Annotated in this window: 21 protein-coding genes; 4 read left to right on the forward strand and 17 right to left on the reverse strand. The window is 36.3% G+C overall.

Features of this window, described 5'->3' with window-relative positions:
- Positions 1-155: 155 nt before the first annotated feature.
- The 14 genes from H7K77_RS03600 to H7K77_RS03665 all read right to left on the reverse strand — a co-directional run bounded on the left by H7K77_RS03600 (position 156) and on the right by H7K77_RS03665 (position 11,836).
- Positions 156-1,868: a PAS domain-containing protein gene (locus H7K77_RS03600; protein ID WP_186576352.1), complete on the reverse strand. Its 1,713-nt coding sequence runs from the start codon at positions 1,866-1,868 to the stop codon at positions 156-158.
- Positions 1,869-1,884: 16 nt separating this feature from the next.
- Positions 1,885-2,343: a GAF domain-containing protein gene (locus H7K77_RS03605; protein WP_186576353.1), complete on the reverse strand. Its 459-nt coding sequence runs from the start codon at positions 2,341-2,343 to the stop codon at positions 1,885-1,887.
- Complete coding sequence (locus tag H7K77_RS03610; protein ID WP_186576354.1) at positions 2,333-2,986, reverse strand: response regulator; 654 nt, start codon at positions 2,984-2,986, stop codon at positions 2,333-2,335. The genes H7K77_RS03605 and H7K77_RS03610 overlap by 11 nt, the downstream gene beginning before the upstream one ends.
- Before the next feature lie 12 nt (positions 2,987-2,998).
- On the reverse strand, positions 2,999-3,655 hold the full coding sequence (locus H7K77_RS03615) for a sensor histidine kinase (protein WP_186576355.1): 657 nt from the start codon (positions 3,653-3,655) through the stop codon (positions 2,999-3,001).
- Positions 3,656-3,683: 28 nt separating this feature from the next.
- The gene (locus tag H7K77_RS03620; RefSeq protein WP_186576356.1) at positions 3,684-5,204 is read right to left on the reverse strand and encodes a nitrate/nitrite transporter; all 1,521 of its coding nucleotides are present in this window, start codon (positions 5,202-5,204) and stop codon (positions 3,684-3,686) included.
- Positions 5,205-5,483 carry a hypothetical protein gene (locus tag H7K77_RS03625; protein WP_186576357.1) on the reverse strand — a complete coding sequence of 93 codons (279 nt, stop codon included), beginning with the start codon at positions 5,481-5,483 and terminating at the stop codon, positions 5,205-5,207. It lies immediately after the preceding gene.
- Positions 5,483-5,782: a hypothetical protein gene (locus H7K77_RS03630; protein WP_186576358.1), complete on the reverse strand. Its 300-nt coding sequence runs from the start codon at positions 5,780-5,782 to the stop codon at positions 5,483-5,485. Before H7K77_RS03630 ends, H7K77_RS03625 begins: the two co-directional genes overlap by 1 nt.
- Positions 5,769-5,978, reverse strand: coding sequence for a hypothetical protein (locus tag H7K77_RS03635; RefSeq protein WP_186576359.1), 210 nt, complete (start codon positions 5,976-5,978; stop codon positions 5,769-5,771). Before H7K77_RS03635 ends, H7K77_RS03630 begins: the two co-directional genes overlap by 14 nt.
- Positions 5,968-6,492, reverse strand: a complete 525-nt coding sequence (locus H7K77_RS03640; protein ID WP_186576360.1) for a Rieske (2Fe-2S) protein — start codon at positions 6,490-6,492, stop codon at positions 5,968-5,970. The genes H7K77_RS03635 and H7K77_RS03640 overlap by 11 nt, the downstream gene beginning before the upstream one ends.
- Before the next feature lie 31 nt (positions 6,493-6,523).
- Positions 6,524-7,126, reverse strand: coding sequence for a 4Fe-4S dicluster domain-containing protein (locus tag H7K77_RS03645; protein WP_186576371.1), 603 nt, complete (start codon positions 7,124-7,126; stop codon positions 6,524-6,526).
- A gap of 6 nt (positions 7,127-7,132) precedes the next feature.
- Positions 7,133-9,301 carry a molybdopterin oxidoreductase family protein gene (locus H7K77_RS03650; RefSeq protein WP_186576361.1) on the reverse strand — a complete coding sequence of 723 codons (2,169 nt, stop codon included), beginning with the start codon at positions 9,299-9,301 and terminating at the stop codon, positions 7,133-7,135.
- Entirely contained in the window at positions 9,288-10,328 is a 1,041-nt protein-coding gene (locus H7K77_RS03655; RefSeq protein ID WP_186576372.1) for a hypothetical protein, read from the reverse strand. Before H7K77_RS03655 ends, H7K77_RS03650 begins: the two co-directional genes overlap by 14 nt.
- Before the next feature lie 414 nt (positions 10,329-10,742).
- Positions 10,743-11,378 (reverse strand): helix-turn-helix transcriptional regulator, encoded by a 636-nt coding sequence (locus H7K77_RS03660; protein ID WP_186576362.1) that lies wholly within the window; start codon positions 11,376-11,378, stop codon positions 10,743-10,745.
- 20 nt (positions 11,379-11,398) lie between these two features.
- Positions 11,399-11,836 carry a DUF86 domain-containing protein gene (locus tag H7K77_RS03665; protein WP_186576363.1) on the reverse strand — a complete coding sequence of 146 codons (438 nt, stop codon included), beginning with the start codon at positions 11,834-11,836 and terminating at the stop codon, positions 11,399-11,401.
- Positions 11,837-11,975: 139 nt separating this feature from the next.
- Here H7K77_RS03665 and H7K77_RS03670 point away from each other — a divergent pair, with 139 nt between their 5' ends.
- Both H7K77_RS03670 and H7K77_RS03675 read left to right on the forward strand, forming a co-directional pair.
- Complete coding sequence (locus H7K77_RS03670; protein WP_235988822.1) at positions 11,976-12,239, forward strand: SAV0927 family protein; 264 nt, start codon at positions 11,976-11,978, stop codon at positions 12,237-12,239.
- Positions 12,240-12,312: 73 nt separating this feature from the next.
- Positions 12,313-12,594 carry a hypothetical protein gene (locus H7K77_RS03675; RefSeq protein WP_186576365.1) on the forward strand — a complete coding sequence of 94 codons (282 nt, stop codon included), beginning with the start codon at positions 12,313-12,315 and terminating at the stop codon, positions 12,592-12,594.
- A 45-nt stretch (positions 12,595-12,639) separates the two neighbouring features.
- On the opposite strand, the gene H7K77_RS03680 is transcribed toward H7K77_RS03675, so the two are convergent.
- The gene (locus H7K77_RS03680; protein WP_186576366.1) at positions 12,640-12,915 is read right to left on the reverse strand and encodes a YutD family protein; all 276 of its coding nucleotides are present in this window, start codon (positions 12,913-12,915) and stop codon (positions 12,640-12,642) included.
- A gap of 193 nt (positions 12,916-13,108) precedes the next feature.
- On the opposite strand from H7K77_RS03680, the gene H7K77_RS03685 reads away from it, so the two are divergent.
- Entirely contained in the window at positions 13,109-13,723 is a 615-nt protein-coding gene (locus tag H7K77_RS03685) for a YhcN/YlaJ family sporulation lipoprotein (protein WP_186576367.1), read from the forward strand.
- 104 nt (positions 13,724-13,827) lie between these two features.
- Entirely contained in the window at positions 13,828-14,805 is a 978-nt protein-coding gene (locus H7K77_RS03690) for a M23 family metallopeptidase (RefSeq protein WP_186576368.1), read from the forward strand.
- A gap of 49 nt (positions 14,806-14,854) precedes the next feature.
- On the opposite strand, the gene H7K77_RS03695 is transcribed toward H7K77_RS03690, so the two are convergent.
- The gene (locus tag H7K77_RS03695; protein WP_186576369.1) at positions 14,855-14,953 is read right to left on the reverse strand and encodes a MetS family NSS transporter small subunit; all 99 of its coding nucleotides are present in this window, start codon (positions 14,951-14,953) and stop codon (positions 14,855-14,857) included.
- Positions 14,953-16,494, reverse strand: coding sequence for a sodium-dependent transporter (locus H7K77_RS03700; RefSeq protein ID WP_186576370.1), 1,542 nt, complete (start codon positions 16,492-16,494; stop codon positions 14,953-14,955). Before H7K77_RS03700 ends, H7K77_RS03695 begins: the two co-directional genes overlap by 1 nt.
- Between the last annotated feature and the right edge of the window lie 487 nt (positions 16,495-16,981).

The following is a 16,981-nucleotide window of genomic DNA, read 5'->3' on the forward strand; positions in this document are numbered from 1 at the left end:
GGAGCGTTCTTTGCGACCGAGGAGGCTCAGCGCGAGCCCACGGAAAGCGTAGTGAATTTCCGTAGCGGCACCTAATAAGTTACTTCGTATTTTATGGACATTCTGTCATAAATAGCGCAAGATTAATTAGTCTAGTTTAAGTATACACCTTTTAGTTAATAGGGAATTTCCAGTACAACCCTTGTTCCTTTGTCTAGTTCAGAATTGACATATAATTCTCCGCCAACAGACTTGGCACGCTCTTCCATACTGACAATTCCAACCCCTGGAGATAATTCGCCCCTAATAAAGCCTTTCCCTTTATCCTCTATTAGGACTCGTACCCCATCTTCCGTTTCACGAATAGTGACAGCTGCTTGATCTACATTCGCATATTTCCTTACATTCGTTAGTGCTTCCTGAATGATTCTATAAATCGTTATTTCGATATTACTCTCAAATCTTTTAACAAGCGAACATTCGAAATAGACATCTATTTGATAATTATCAGAATACCGATTAAGGAAAGATCGTATAGCAGGCACTAAGCCTAAATCATCAAGAACAGAAGGACGCAATTCCCAAGAAAAATCTCGTACATCCTGAATAATATCTGTTGCTTCCTCTTGTAACTGGTCCAATAAAGGATGTTCTAATTCCGTACTTAAACGGTTTATCGTGATCAAATGACTGTATAGGTTTTGTCCGATCCCATCATGCAACTCACGAGAAAACCTTTTTCTTTCCTCTTCCTGAACGTCAATAATTCTTGTTAAAGTATGCTGCAGTTCCTCTTCAATTTGCTTTCTTTTAGTAATTTCAGATCTAATAGCTAAGTATTGATATGGTTTACCAGAATCATCAAGAAACGGCACAATGGTAGTATCTACCCAATAATAGGTACCATCTTTTGCCTTATTTTTTATTTCACCTTTCCAAACATTTCCTGTCCCTATCGTTTTCCACAAATCTTTAAAGAAGGAATGAGGATGAAAGCCTGAATTAATGATCGAATGTTTCTGACCAATTAATTCATCCTTACTATATTTAGAGATAGCAACAAATTTATCATTCACATATGTAATTTTCCCTTGCTTATCGGTTATAGCCACAATAGTGGATTCATCTAGTGCAAATTTTATATCAATTAATTCTTGCATGGATCTCTGCAACTCTTCTAGTACAAATTTATATTCCGTTATTTCATTTCTTATAGCTAAGTATTGATACGGTTTTCCTTCTTTTGTTAAAAAAGGGACAATCGTCGTATCGACCCAATAATACGTACCGTCTTTTGCCTTATTTTTTATTTCTCCATGCCATACATGACCATTAGCTATTGTCCTCCAAAGATTCCTCATGAACTCTTTTGAATGATAACCAGAATTTATAATCCTATGATCTTGTCCAATAAGCTCTGATTCCGTGTATTTTGATATCTGGCAGAACTTATCATTCACATATTTTATTTTTCCTGTTTGATCTGTAATTGCAACAATTGTTGATTCATCAAGGGCAAACTTTATATCTAAAAGCTCAGATAGTAACTTTTGTGGCTCCATTCCAGTCATGGAAAAATTATTACTTCTATGCAGAGTCAATATCGCATATTCTTGCTCGTTAATAGAAACGAGCACTTTCCTAATATATAGAGGAATTTTTTTTCCTTCCTCATTGGTAGCAAAGTGTTGTATTATATTGCCCTCAACCATTAATTCAACATCTAAACCCGGTAAAAGAATCGTTATGTCTTTACCAACGAATTTAACATGATTTATGTTTAAAAGTGCTATAGCCTTTTCATTAATGGAATGAATATTACCATCTTTATTCACAACAATCGTAGCATCTCCAGGAGTTTCACCAACACCATGATTTCGTTTATTCATCTTATGGGTTCCCTCCTTAGTTGCTGTTATAAATCCTTTTAATTAAATCTTCTATTTTCTCTATTAAAGTTTTAATTACCTCATCAGCATTTTGCTGGATAGTATATTTTTTTCGAAAGCCAATCAGCACTGCTCCTTTTGGTCGCCCATTTAGCATAATTGGTCTCGCGTAAGCACTGATCAAGTTTTCAGCTAACATAATGGGATACTCAATTGATTTTCCAATTATATTATCTGGAAAATGTTCTATTGTCATAGGACTTCCTGTAGCTATAACCTTGCCCGCAATCCCTTTTCCATAACGAACTGTAATGAACTTATATTTTTCGTTACAATTTCCAGCTACAAACGGCCATTTTATATCAGTAGAATTACTCTGTTGCAGTGCAATTCCTGTAAAATCACTACTTACCTTTACTTGTAATTCTTTACATGTAGCCAGTAAAGCTTCTTCAAGCTGAACATTACATTCCATAACCAAGCAAACCTTTCTTAAGAGCATAAGCAACTAGCTCTGGTCGAGTTTTCATTTGTAATTTATCCATTAAATTACTTTTATGTGTCTCCACCGTTTTCACACTTATGATTAATTGTTCACCGATTTCTTTATTAGAATATCCTTTTGCAATTAAGGTTAATACTTCTTTCTCACGGTCTGACAATAGTTGATAAGTATCGGAACCATCATTTTTTATAGATCCTAGATACTCATCCATTAAACGTTTAGTTGCTGCAGGATGTAAGTACGCATTTCCCATACATACCGACTTGATTGCATCAATTAATTCTTGGTGTGGCGCACTTTTCAAAACACAACCAGAAGCACCAGCTTGAATGGCGCGGAACAAGTATTCCTCATCATCGTGCATAGTTAAAATTAATATTGATGTATTTGGAAGCTGTTTTTTTAGTTCTCCTGTAGCAGTTAACCCATCCTTACCATGAGGCATACTTAAATCCATTAAAACAACATCAGGCTCTGTTTCCAGAGCCTTCACAATTCCTTCGTTTCCTTCAGACGCTTCCCCGACGACTTCCATGTCAGGAACTGCATTTAATAATACTTTCAACCCCATCCGTACGACGGCGTGATCATCAACCAAAAGAATCTTGATCACCTATATTACCTCCTAACATGATATAGGTAGAGTAAATATTACTTTCGTCCCTTTACCTATTGTAGAAAAAAGTTGGAAATTACCACCGGCAATAAACATTCTTTCCTTCATGGCTGCTATCCCCTTGCAACTATTACCAGCAGTAACTGCTTCTATATTAAATCCTTTTCCTATATCCTCTATTTCTATTGTCAAGGAATCTTGATTCCATGTAAACACTATCTTTGCATTTGCAGTGTCTGCATATTTGGCAATATTAATAAGTGCCTCTTGGCAAGACCTAAATAAGGCCATACTTTTCCCTTCAGAAATAGTCTTTTCTTTTCCGTTAGATATTATCTCAACAATGATACCAAATGTGGAGGTATAAAGTTTAATATAACTACTTAATGCTGCAGTAAGGCCTAAGGTTGTGAGTGTAGTAGGATAAAGTTCAACGGATAAAAGCCTTACCTCTTGAATTGTCCTACTCATTATATCTTTCAGTTCTTGTGCATAGGAGGCCATATCTGGATTAGTCATATTATTCTGTAAGACCTCTAATCCGGTAAATACACTAAACAAATTTTGACTAATCCCTTCATGAAGCTCCAATGCTATCCTCTTAATTTCTTCATCTTGAGACTGTATGATATATGTGCTTGCGCCGTTAATAGCATTAAGCTCCATGATTATAACCTCCTAGCAAAATCTATTATTAATTTGTGGTAACGGAACTACTTTTTACTCTACTATCCGTAATATCACTAAATACTCCTGCATACTGGATTACTTCACCAGCATCGTCTTTAATTGCATTAATAGTTAACCATTCTAAGTATTCTCGACCATCTTTTCGTTTATTCCATATTTCACCTTGCCAGAAACCCTTACCCTGGATATCGGACCACATTTTGTCATAGAATGTTTTAGACTGCTTACCTGAACTTAGCATATTAGGATTGTTTCCTATTGTTTCTTCTATACTATAACCAGTAACTTCTGTAAAAGCAGGATTAATTGTTATAATTTTACCATTTTTATTTGTAACCATCATGCCTAAAGGTGTTGTTTCCATTACTTGTTTGGAAAGGCTTAATTTATCTTGGTAATACATCCAAATCACTAGTACTAAACTTACTAGTGCAAACTGCGCTAGAGCCATAAACCCAATCGCATAGTGCCCAGTAATTTCATACAGAGTTGTTAAGATTAGTGGTGGGAAAAATCCTCCTAATCCACCCATTGCAGCTACTATACCATTAACAATACCCGCTTGTTGCTGAAAGTACATCGGAACTAATTTAAATATAACCCCATTCCCAATCCCTGCACAAATAGCAATTGTTAAACATCCAACTGCATATAAGTTAATAGATGGAGCGAAGGAAAGCAAAATAGCGGATAAGGTAAAACCAGCAAACACGTACATTAGCAAAATCAAAGAATGGAAGCGATCAGCTAACCAACCACCAACAGGTCTCAAAAATGTTGCTACTGCAATAAATCCTGCCGTTCTCATCCCTGCATCCACTTTTTCTAGTCCAAAATGGGACACTAAGAAGTTTGGTAGATAGACAGTAAACGCTACAAACGATCCAAAGGTAATGAAATAAAGTAGACAAAACAGCCATAATTTTTCATTTTTGTATACACTCTTTATCTGTTTCATAAGTGGTGTCTTTACTTTTACCTCTTGTTTATCCCCTAATAAGAAGTTAGCAACGATAAAGATCGCAAGTAGTACCATTAACATTTGAACGGTTGTTTGCCAACCAAATTTTGCTGCTAATACCGGTGCAGAGAAAGCTGTGATAGCTGTTCCTATATTACCAGCACCATAAATACCATTAACAAATCCATGACGATCCTTGGAATAGTACTTCGGTAAAGAGGTTACACCAACAGAGAAAATAGCTCCACCGATACCGATAAATAGACCACCAATTACTAAATCAAGAAAAGAATCAGCAATACTTATATAGTAGACAGGTGGAATTAATAGAAAAAAGCTTATGATAAAAATCTTACGAGCTCCAAGTGAATTGGTATAATAACCGATTGGAATCCTAAGAACCGAACCAAGAATGACAGGTATTGCTGTAACCCAAGCAACCTGTTGTGGGGCAATATCAATATCCTCTAATATGAAAGATAATAGAGAAGATAAAATAACCCAGACCATAAAGCCTACAATTAAATTCATTGTTTGTAATGGAAGTTGAATTTTCTTAATCATTTATTTTTCCTCACTTTTAATAGCATAAAATAATCCTGCAGCTCTGTCATATGCAGTCCACTGCGTCTCGTCTTGCTCCACTGTACTTGTCAACGGAACAGCAAAAAAGTAATGGCTGTCAAAGTAAATACGTAAGTGTGTCTTATCTGGACATAATGTAAGCGAATTGACTTGTTTCTCTACCCAAGGTGCCTGCTCTTCTCCCTCTTTACCGTGGATACATACCTTAACAGGTTCGTTGATAAACCGCTCTAATTCTGTTAGTTGGACTGTGTTCATTATGAGCATCCTTTCTCAACTGGAAGCACTTGGAACTGATAGCCTTGAAGACAAGTCCAAAAGTCTTCACTTGCTTCCTTTTCTAAGTGATCAATTACTTCTTGTTCAGAGATCCAGCTACTCATACCCTTTACTTCAGCAACTACTACTTCTGCACCCTCCGCTTCTTTAATATCCAAATGCCATTTTAATCTCTGTTTCTGAAAGACATCATCTAACATTTTGTCAACTTTATTTCCTAACCCACCCGTAAATTCTTGAATAAAACAAAAGTCCAAATATGTTTCACTTTTTCGCATGTGATTCAGCCCCCTTGTCTTTTTCCTTTTTATAAATAAGGAATGCGATTGGGAATAAAAGAATGTTTCCAGCCATGAAAATAAGTGTGACGAGATAGTTTTCGAAAAAGTATTGATGGATAAGTAATTGCATAAATACAATATCTAAAAATAAGACCAAACACAGACTTATAACACCGACATAACTACGCTTCATAACGCTTCACCCTAACAGCGTACACAGCCTCATCTTTCACTTCTACTATCACTTCAGGTAATGGACGTCTTGGCGGGCCTGCTGTTGGCGCTCCCGTCTGAACATCAAATTTCCCGTGGTGACAAGGACAAACCATTTCTCGTTCTTCCTTAACCCAATAAACAGGGCATCTTAAATGCGTACATGCATTTTGATAAGCAACGTACTTATTTTCTTCTAAACGGATTAAGACAGCACTATCATGCTCACTTGGAAAGTGAAATTCCAATGATTCACCTACAGGAAGATTCTTGACATCAACTATCTTCTTATGTGGGTATTCCTTGTCTGAAAGGCCCATCAACTCCTTTGCTGCTAAGGTTCCCCATGGTAAGGAAGCCACTGCGAACACACCAGCAGCTCCAACCAACGTTTTCATAAATCCTCTTCTATCTAATGACCGTTCATTATTTCTATCAATATTATGTGTATAGTTATCTTGATCAAATGGATTATTATTATTGCGCCCCGCCATACTGACGACCTCCTTTTACATCCTATTTAACTTAAAACAGCTTTACAGTTCCTTGTAAAATACCTGGTAGATTGACTTTGACATTGGTTTCACCTTCTAAGTAAGGCATACTCGTCACCCATTTCTCATTGTCAAGATCGTGGCGGTTCTGTTTCTCTGCAATTTCTTCTTCTGTTAACCACTGCAATGTATTAGATGGACAAACACTTGCACACATTGGAGGGATATCATCTTTCGTGCGATCGATACAAAGATCACATTTATACATCAGATTTTCTTCTTCATCAAATTTTGGAATACCATAAGGACAAGCAATCGTACAGTTCTGACAGCCAATACATTTTTCAACTAATGCGGAAAGTACTGCACCTGTTTCATGAATTTGAATAGCTTGAGCCGGACAACTTCTAGCACATGCAGGATCCACACAGTGTAAACACATTAATGGCATAGTTTGTCGGTTAACTAATGGATTAACATCATAGACGTAGTTACGATTACGCTGCTCGTGCCCTCCACATTGCGTACAAGCTGCCAAACACGACCGGCAACCTATGCAATTTTCTAACTCCATATAAAGTCTTCTTTTCGTTTTTGCTGTTTCTGTTGTATAAGTTGAATCATTTATAGTCATCGTCATTTAGAGCACCTTCCCAGATTTAAGTTTCTCTATTTGAGCAGCACAAGCTTTAAACTCAGGCATTCTAGACATTGGATCTAAAGCAGCAATGGTTAGTAGGTTAATAGATTCGTCATGTCCAAAATGGTAAGGTACAAATACTGTATCCTCGCGAATTGCCTCTGTAATTTTCACCTTATAATTTGCTTTACCTCTTCGTGTAAAAAGTAATATATTTTCATCATGCTCAATATTGTATTTTGCTGCTGTTACTGGATGAACTTCCACGTATGGCTCAGGGCACATATCATTTAAGAATTGAATTCTTCTCGTCTGATTACCAGATAAATAGTGATAAACAACGCGTCCAGTTGTAAGCCTTAATGGATAATCCTCACAAGGCTCTTCTGCTGGTGGACGATATGGTAACGCACAAATCTTCGCCTTTCCATCTGGATGGTAGAATTTTTTATCTAAAAACATATGTGGTGTCCCTTTATCCTCAGCATCTTTACATGGCCAAAACACACCATCTTGCTCATCAATTTTATCCCATGTAGCACCGTAGTAATCCGCATTTCCACCTTTTGATGCAAGACGAAATTCCTCTGCAACATCTTTAGCTGTTTTTAAATGTGAGAAGTGTTTTCCTTTTCCTAATCTTTCAGCTAATTCAACTTGCATTTGCCAATCTGGCTTAGATTCACCAATTGGTTCTTGTGCTTTATTAATTTTTATTATTCTGCCTTCTAAGTTTGTTACAGTTCCTTCATCTTCAGACCATGTAACAGAAGGTAAGATAACATCTGCATATTCGGCTGATTCTGATAAGTAGAAATCTCCACAAACCATAAAATCTAAGTTTTTAAGAGCCTCTCTAACAAAGTTTAAGTTTGGTGCAGAAACTGCTGGGTTAGAACATAAAAGATATAACCCACGAATCGTTTTTTCTTGCATCAACTCGAACATTTCATACGCCGATACACCAGCTTGCGGCATATCTTCTGGGTCAATTCCCCATACCTTACTTACGTACGCTGCTCCTTCTTTATCATAAATTTTACGATAACCAGGTAGTAGGTCAGACTTTTGACCATGTTCACGTCCACCTTGCCCATTTCCTTGACCAGTGAAAGTAGCCACGCCCGCTTTAGGTCTACCAATCTTCCCTGTTACTAACGCCATATTAGTGTAAGCTGATACATTATCTACACCTTTATGCTGCTGTTCAATTCCACGAGCAAACATAACAATCGCATTTGGTGCTTTCCCGTAAATCTCTGCTGCACGTTCAATTTTCTCTACTGCAACACCAGTTATCATACTAGTGTGTTCTGGCGTGAAGTCTTTTACTAGATCTTTCGTTTCATCAAAACCATTCGTATGCTTATTAATGAATGCTTCATCTATATGTCCGTTTTTGATTAATAAATGTACAATTCCGTTTGCTAGCGCAAGATCTGTTCCTGGACGAAGGTCAAGGTGTACATCCGCTCTTCTTGCTACTGGGGTTTCTCTTGGATCAGCAACGATCAGATAGCCTCCACGCTCTTGTACTGCCCATACACGGAACATCGACGTTGGATGACATTCAGCTGTATTACTCCCTGCGATAAACAAACAATCCGTTTCATGAACATCTGTCCAAGGTAAAGTAGATCCTCTGTCTACTCCAAAAGAACGAAGGAAACCACCTGCCGCACTAGACATACAGAATCGACCATTATAATCGATATATCTGGTACCAAGTGCAACCCGAGCAAATTTTCCTGTTAGATAACATTTTTCATTTGTCATGGATACACCACTAAAAACAGACAAACTATCTTTTCCGTATTGTGATTGAAGTTCTCCAAATCTCTTGGCAATTAAATCATACGCTTCATCCCAGCTCGCTTCTCTAAATCCTTCTTTCGTACCTTTTAAAGAAGCATCATCACGGATTAATGGACGTAGAATACGATCGTCATGATTCGTTTGTTGATATGCGGTTACACCTTTAGGGCACATTTTCCCAACTGTTACTGGCCAATCATAACGTGGTTCGACCCCAATAATTTTGTTTGTAATAGTGTTTACTCTTAAGTTCATTCCGCACTGCATACCACAGTAACTACAATGTGTCTTAACTAACTTCTCATTTGGATGTGTCACGTTCTCTATTTCACGAAAGAATTTATCCCTTTGCATTTTGATTTGCCTCCTTGACTGGTACTTGATGTGTAGGGCTGCCTGAGAATCTAGCTATACGATACTTTCTTCGACAAGGAAGACATAGCTCTGCAAGATTAAACCCATCATTCATATTAAACTCAATATTGTTTGTTCCTAATACGTTGATAACATCATTAGACTGCTCTGTTGAAACGAACTCCGTACCACAAACCTTACATTCCTTCATTTCTTTTTCACCATAATGCTCACGATAGTTTCTAGCAAAGACGCTTAACGGTCTAAATGGAATGTGGGCAAGTTTTCCAAATGGTAAATATATTAACGTTACAATAACTGAAAACTGATGAATTAAAGACATTACATAATGGCCTTTTCCATGTAAGAAAACATTTATTACGGTTAATAACAATCCAGTAATACTTATAAATAAAAGTAAATAAAGTGGTAAAAAGTCATAAAATAGTTGCTGTTCTGCTCTAGCTTGCATATTTTTCAAACGACGATATAAGGCCATACAAACACCAATGATTACCATAATGGCACTGATATTCAGAGCATTATACGATAAAAACGCAATCGCTCCATCTGCAGGTACAACCATTAAATCCATTCCGAACAATACAATCGTGTACATCCCGTTTTCTTCCATTGTGAAATACATCCAGCTAAAAACTAATGGAAATGTAACTGCACAAGCTAAAAGACAACCCCAACCGATCATAACGTGCTGGGTCCATCGGTAAATTCCCCTATTCCAGATAAATTTGTAAGTTGCTAAATGATCAACTGACGTTTTGGGAGTTGATTTTCTAAAAAGTAATTTTATCCCCTTTTTGATCATGATCTTGGTTGGTGGACGTTCTCCCCATGCAATAAATCGGTAGAAGAAACCTCCTAGAAACACAATGGTTCCTACCATGTAGCCATATAAATTTAAATCAACGTGTGTAAACATTCTAGTACCGATGAAGGTTAATATAGCAAGACCACTTATCGCGATAAACATTGATTTGGCATAATGTGAAGCAAAGGCATTATTAATATTGTTTTGATGTTTTTTATTCGAACCATTGATGGGCTGTTTACTTGTAACCTGTTCCATATTCATTCCCCTTTGCACCTTTTTAACGATGTTCGTTATCTACTTATAAGTATAGAGAGTAAGGCTTCTTTCAGTAATCAGGGAACTTCCTCATATTGTGGGGGAAATTCCCCTATTTACTATTTCAAAGAGGTCCAAGAGAGAGTTTCTCTTCACTATTTACTTTTATTTGGAATTTTATTGCGTTTTTGCGTTTGTAAAAGGGGAGTAACTCAGTACTTTTGGGGAGCTGTTGCGTTTTTGTAGACCTCATGAATATAGCTGCACTTATCACGCGCCTACTCCTAACGCAACCAGCATTCTACTATCATAAAAAATAAGGCAAAAAAAAGCATGTAATCAAATTTACATGCTTTACTTAACTTGGTTCTGTTCAATTTTAAATGTACAACATTTTGCGCCTTCTGTAATACAACTTGTTGCCTTAACCTTACTATCATCTAACACTTCACGTAATAGTGACTCTTCTTGTCCACATAAACCCGAATAGTGGTTAGCTACTGAATAAAGCGGACAATTAAATTGTTGTAGTAGGTAACTGCCATCATCCATTTTCTGCAACTCTGTTAAGTAACCTTTTTTTTCCTGAATCTCCACGATCTTTTGAATTTTTTGATCAAAATCTTCTATATCTGCTAAAGCTTTAAAATATACTTCTTGCTCTTTATCCATTCGCAATTTAAGCAATTCATAAACAAATTCTTTTCCTTTAATCACTTCTAACTCGCTTAAAATATCTATAGAGAATCCTTGATAAGCAGATGGAAATACTTCCTCTCCTTTTTCTGTTAACTCATATATATAATAAGGACGACCAAGCGCTTGCTTCACTATCGTAGATTTAATAAACCCATCTCTTTCTAGGTTATGGATATGCCTCCGTAACGCTATGTCAGTAATGGAGAAACCCTCCAATAACTCAGCAATTGTCATTTTTTTTTCTTTCTTAATCATTAACAAAATACTGTCTTTGATCGACTTATTAGCCACCGGGTTCCCCCCTTTACAAATTAATCATTTAAAAACGTTGTTGCAACCCCTGTTTCTGTCTCTAAATATTTTCTTATTCGTTCACTAAATAAATCGAGTGAATTTTTGTTTTCGCTAATTACTGTCAGAAGATGATTATGGTCAACGGTTAAATATTCTTTGATTAGCATTTTTCTCAAATTAATAATTTCCTTGTAGTGATCAGATTCGGAAGTTGGAAGCACTTGCTCATCAACAAGAATATCTATAATGTCCGTGAAACTACCTGGGTCTCGCATAATAAAACCATCTATCATCATATTTCCAACATCAAGCAACGATTCAATTGTCATGTGTACCATTCGCTCTAGACTTAGTTTCTCCAGAAAAGAATCAAAGTGATGGTTACCCAATTCCTGTATCAAGCCATCCATATATAATAATGTTTTTTCTATCTTATCTCTATCTACAAAATACATAATTAGTGCCTCCCAAAACGTATATGATTAATCATACCATATAACGATCATATTAATTAACTGTAATATGTTTACCCTTACCGTCTGTTTTGCTATGATTATATTGTATAATCTTTCAACGACAAAGGAGGAAATCGTCTTGAGTGATCCAACATTTATTAAAGATGAATTAAAAAATGCACAGATTAGGTATGTTACCTTTAAAGGAAGCTACCATCGTTACGATATTGCTGTTATTAGTACAGACGGAGATACAGAAAAGTTAATCATGGACTTAAATGGAAATCGCTTCTCCTTTATGAATAAAGAAAAACTAATGCAAGAAAACTTTGTTGAACATAACTTTAATATTAACGAAATCGAAGCGGATGAATTTCGTAGCTTCTTAACAAAATTATTATGATTTCAGCTTCCCTTCTTTACCATTGGATAAACTAAGGCTACTTGGTCAATCTAATAATGAGGAGGGTATTTTTATGTCTAAAAAAGATGAAAAAAAATATTCTGATTTCTCTAATGTGGAAGACATGAGAAATTACCTTGTTCCAGAACAGATGCCAGAGGGACCATATGGTTCTCCAATCAATAAAGAAAAATTGGTTTCTAATAAAAGCACTCCTTGGAAAGAAGGCCAACGCTATCACAGTGCCTTCAATTTTCCAAACAAAGATTTTCATGAAGATTTGCCTAGACAATTAGAAGGTGCACATCCGTTACATGATCACGCTGGTGATGTTAAACCTGAAGAAGAGCATTAATAAAGATGAAAAGACAAAAGCTACCCCATGGGTAGCTTTACTAATTTATTTCAAAATGCGTTTGGCAACAAAATAGGCACATCCAAAATTACAATACTCATATAAATAATCATCTAAGGTACTAATTTTAGTATCGAAAGCAGCTTTTGGGTTTTGGTCATCATAAAAACCCTTTAAGCGAAGCTGTTCATACCCCCAGTCTCCTACAATAAAATCATATTTATTTAAGATCTCACTATATCTTTCTTCAAAGACCTCTTTTTGAAATCCATTTTTGTGATCTTCAATTAGTTCGTATTTATTACCTTGAATTTCAATCATGGCGGCATCCACTCCTTAAACTGTATATAGTTTACCATATATTGAACCATATTTACTACACTCTTCCAACCAGGTGACTGGGTAAATTTACTAGCATGATATAGTTCTTACTACTTAAACTACAAAGTGAAACATTCTAAGTAAATTAGTAGAGGTTTCTAGTTGGTATTACAACCATTCAGGAGGGTAACAAATGAAAAAATTGATACTCACAACGTTATTTGCTACCTCTATCACTGTCTCTGGGTGTGCGTCTAATGATGAAGCAGAAAGAGATCTAAATCGAACGTTGGATGGCGACGACAACGATGTAAATCGGTTTGATACAGAGACAGAATCTAACAGAAATGATGATGAATTGTCCTCACAACTTGGTTATGTTCATTATAAAGAAGAGGACCTTGACCAGGATGTAGAAGAACATTTTTATGTCTCTGTTGATCGTAAAAAGATGGCAGATACGATCACAAGACTAATTTTGCGATATGACGGTTTTAATGATGCCGCAACTTTAGTTACAGACGATGAAGTATTAATTGCATATGATAAGCCTGAGCGCTTAGACAGGGAACAAGCCGCAACCATTGTTAAAAAAACAGGGCTTTCTGTCTTACCACGTTATTATCATGTTTACGTTTCAGATAGAGATGTCACTTTCCGAGACATCCAAAGTTTGCAAAATTCATCGACATTAGATGATGATTATGAAAATACACTAAACAACATTATTGAAGATATGAAGCAAGCTCCTCAAGGCGAAAAAGTAGACGACGAGTACGATCGTGAGCATGAGACGAACAACATGTAATACTGAAAAGGAGCACCTTATCTGTCGATAGGGTGCTTTTACCATTTATGAATCGCCGATTGACGTACAAACTAAAATAAACGGATGAACCAGGAGGTGAACAGATGAACCAGAGACTATTATGTACATTCCTTTTAAGCATCTTTTTATTTATATTTGGAGCAATGAGTTTGCAAGCTGAGGATCTTAGTCAGGATCAAATTTTCAAAGAGAAGATGGCATTATACAAGAAAAACGAAGCATTAACACAGATTCCTTGGTATTACCTAGCAGCAGTTGACCGATATGAAAAAAATACGCAGAAGGAAACGGCGTCTGATAAATTTATCTCCATAACCATACCTGAAGAAAAATGGTTTGGTATAGGAAATTCCATCCATGATACGAACCATACTTGGATTTCTCTGTTTAACGGGTTAGGGAAAGATGGAAATAGTGATAAGATTGCCGATCCAACTAATGATGAAGATATTCTTTATTCAATGGCAAGTTGGATAAAACAGTTTGGCACAACTAAACAAGATATAAAAATTGCACTATGGAATTATTATCAAAGAGATTTATCTGTACAAACCATTATGAATATAGCTAAAGTATATAAAAAAATTGGTACCATAGCGCTAACTAAGAACGACTTTCCGATCCCACTTCATCATAATTATAGTTATAAAAATACGTGGGGCGATGCAAGAGGTTTCGGTGGTAGAAGGATACATGAAGGAACAGATATTTTTGCCAATTACGGTGTACCTGTTAAAGCAACAACATATGGTGTTGTAGAGTTAAAAGGTTGGAACCGTTACGGTGGATGGCGAATTGGTATCCGAGACATAAACAGTAATTACCACTACTTTGCCCATTTAAATGGATACGAAGACGGGATAAAGGTTGGCGATGTTGTTCAACCAGGTGATGTAATTGGATATGTTGGTGCAACCGGATATGGTCCACCGGGGACATCAGGAAAGTTCCCTCCTCATTTGCACTACGGTATGTATAAAGACAATGGCTATAGTGAATGGTCCTTCGATCCTTTTCCATATCTTAAAAGGTGGGAAAGAGAAGCGAAGACTAGAGATTAAATATGGAAAACCCCTTACCTATAAGTAAGGGGTTCATTTCTTAGCTTTATTATTTAGAAGACTTAACAGCATGTGTAATACTTGCTATAAGGCCTCCCCAAATGATTACGACTCCAATAATTGCCATTGTAATAGCACTAGCTGACATTATTGAGCCACCTCCTTGTCATCACTTTTTTTAGCCTCTTTTGGTTGCTTAGGCCATTTCTTAGCAGTAAACAAGGCACCAACTAGAATAGCAGCAATGGCGACTACCCAACCATAATTGAATAGATAGTCGACAGGATATGCACCGTAAAATTCCAATGCTCCTGTTTCCGCATTAACTTTACCAGTTAATTCTGTTTTCAAATTCTGTAGCATCATGTAGCCAAGAACGGCTGGAGTTATAATTCCAAGACATATTCTCCACCATAAACCTAACTTGATATCTGATACAGAATCCGCATGGTTTTGAAAATCTTTCAATGATTTAGCAAACCAGGCAATGGCGACAACTTCAAATAGTCCTGATAATGCGACACCATAGTTATTAATGAAATGATCAACCGTATCTAATAAGTTTAGTCCACCTTGATTAGCAAAGAATAAGGAGAAAATAGCGGCTAAACCAGCGCCACACGCAATAGAAACACCTCTAGATATGTTAAATTTCTCTTGTAAAGCAGCAACATAAGTTTCAGAAATAGAAATCATTGATGATAAACCAGCTAAAACTAGTGAAGCAAAAAATAAGAAACCAAAGAATCCTGATGCAGGCATTTGACTGATAATCTCAGGGAATACCATAAAGGCTAACCCTACACCACCACTTACTACTTCAGATACTTCCTGATTAGTTTGACTAGCCATGAAACCTAAGGCAGCAAATACACCAATACCAGCTAATAACTCAAAAGATGAATTGGCAAACCCTGTAATAAAAGCATTATTTGTAATATCAGATTTTTTAGGTAAATAGGAAGCATAAGTAATCATGATCGCAAATGCAATGGATAAACTAAAGAAAATTTGTCCGTAAGCTGCTACCCAAACTTTTCCTTCTGTAATCATAGACCAATCAGGTTTAAAGAATGCATCTAACCCTTCTAGTGCACCCGGTAATGTTACAGCTCGAATAACGATAATTAAAAATAAAATTACTAATGCAGGAATAAATATTTTATTCGCAATTTCAATACCCTTTTTAATACCTAGACCTAAAATTATAAATACAACCGCCCATACTGCTAATAGAGGCCATAACACTGATGGAACCATGGAACCAAATGTGCCAGCATCTGCCAAATTCAAATAATCTCCAACGAAGAATCCAGTTGGGTCATCTCCCCACTTAGTTCCGAAAGAAAAGTATGAATACATAATTGCCCATGCAATAATAATCGGATAATAAGCTGAGATAACGAAAGATACGGCTACTTGCCACCAACCAATCCATTCCATACCTTTACTAAGTTTGCTATAAGATCTAGGTGCAGATCCACGGAATTTATGACCGATAGTGTACTCCATAATTAGTAATGGAATACCTGCTGTTAGAAGCGCGAATAAATATGGTAAGAAAAATGCGCCCCCTCCATTTTCATATGCTGTTGCTGGAAATCGCCAGATGTTTCCTAATCCAATTGCAGAACCCATTGCTGCAAGAAGAAAACCTAGACGAGTTCCCCATTGTGAACGATTTTCCATATGGAACTCCCCTTTCAAATTTAAAACCTACTAAAAACATTATGCAAAGGATTTAGCTAGAATGTTTTTAATTTTTGTTTTTTTCTGATATTTATAAATTATAACCAGACTATAATACTGTGTCAAAGGAATTATTAGGGAATATGTATAATTTGTCGAATGCTAACAAAGCCCATTATTACTAGGATACTAAAGTGTCAACAGAGAAAGCGATTACGAGTTTTAAACGAATCAGAAAAATATATTATTATCCATTTCTTACCTAATGGAAATGGCACTAAACAAAAATTATCGAACTAAATAATAAAGACCCCTTACAAATCGTAAGAGGTCCCATAGGAGATACTTTTTATTTTTTTCTCTATTCGTAAGCTTTGTTGCTATTGATTACATAGTTGAGATAAAATACGTAATAACTTCTATAAAACCTTTGGAAACTGCTTGAACTCGTTCCGGCAGAATACTTCGCTTTCCGTGGGCACGGCCT

Origin of the sequence: Aquibacillus kalidii, assembly GCF_014280935.1 — a bacterium.
Classification (GTDB): Bacteria; Bacillota; Bacilli; order Bacillales; family Amphibacillaceae; genus Aquibacillus_D; species Aquibacillus_D kalidii.

Bases quoted from the DNA above. Each gene is read 5' to 3' on its own strand.
- H7K77_RS03600 (WP_186576352.1), bottom strand. From the start codon at position 1,868: ATGAATAAACGAAATCATGGTGTTGGTGAAACTCCTGGAGATGCTACG.
- H7K77_RS03605 (WP_186576353.1), bottom strand. From the start codon at position 2,343: ATGGAATGTAATGTTCAGCTTGAAGAAGCTTTACTGGCTACATGTAAA.
- H7K77_RS03615 (WP_186576355.1), bottom strand. From the start codon at position 3,655: ATGGAGCTTAATGCTATTAACGGCGCAAGCACATATATCATACAGTCT.
- H7K77_RS03620 (WP_186576356.1), bottom strand. From the start codon at position 5,204: ATGATTAAGAAAATTCAACTTCCATTACAAACAATGAATTTAATTGTA.
- H7K77_RS03625 (WP_186576357.1), bottom strand. From the start codon at position 5,483: ATGAACACAGTCCAACTAACAGAATTAGAGCGGTTTATCAACGAACCT.
- H7K77_RS03630 (WP_186576358.1), bottom strand. From the start codon at position 5,782: ATGCGAAAAAGTGAAACATATTTGGACTTTTGTTTTATTCAAGAATTT.
- H7K77_RS03635 (WP_186576359.1), bottom strand. From the start codon at position 5,978: ATGAAGCGTAGTTATGTCGGTGTTATAAGTCTGTGTTTGGTCTTATTT.
- H7K77_RS03640 (WP_186576360.1), bottom strand. From the start codon at position 6,492: ATGGCGGGGCGCAATAATAATAATCCATTTGATCAAGATAACTATACA.
- H7K77_RS03645 (WP_186576371.1), bottom strand. From the start codon at position 7,126: ATGACTATAAATGATTCAACTTATACAACAGAAACAGCAAAAACGAAA.
- H7K77_RS03650 (WP_186576361.1), bottom strand. From the start codon at position 9,301: ATGCAAAGGGATAAATTCTTTCGTGAAATAGAGAACGTGACACATCCA.
- H7K77_RS03665 (WP_186576363.1), bottom strand. From the start codon at position 11,836: ATGTATTTTGTAGATAGAGATAAGATAGAAAAAACATTATTATATATG.
- H7K77_RS03675 (WP_186576365.1), top strand. From the start codon at position 12,313: ATGTCTAAAAAAGATGAAAAAAAATATTCTGATTTCTCTAATGTGGAA.
- H7K77_RS03680 (WP_186576366.1), bottom strand. From the start codon at position 12,915: ATGATTGAAATTCAAGGTAATAAATACGAACTAATTGAAGATCACAAA.
- H7K77_RS03685 (WP_186576367.1), top strand. From the start codon at position 13,109: ATGAAAAAATTGATACTCACAACGTTATTTGCTACCTCTATCACTGTC.
- H7K77_RS03690 (WP_186576368.1), top strand. From the start codon at position 13,828: ATGAACCAGAGACTATTATGTACATTCCTTTTAAGCATCTTTTTATTT.
- H7K77_RS03695 (WP_186576369.1), bottom strand. From the start codon at position 14,953: ATGTCAGCTAGTGCTATTACAATGGCAATTATTGGAGTCGTAATCATT.
- H7K77_RS03700 (WP_186576370.1), bottom strand. From the start codon at position 16,494: ATGGAAAATCGTTCACAATGGGGAACTCGTCTAGGTTTTCTTCTTGCA.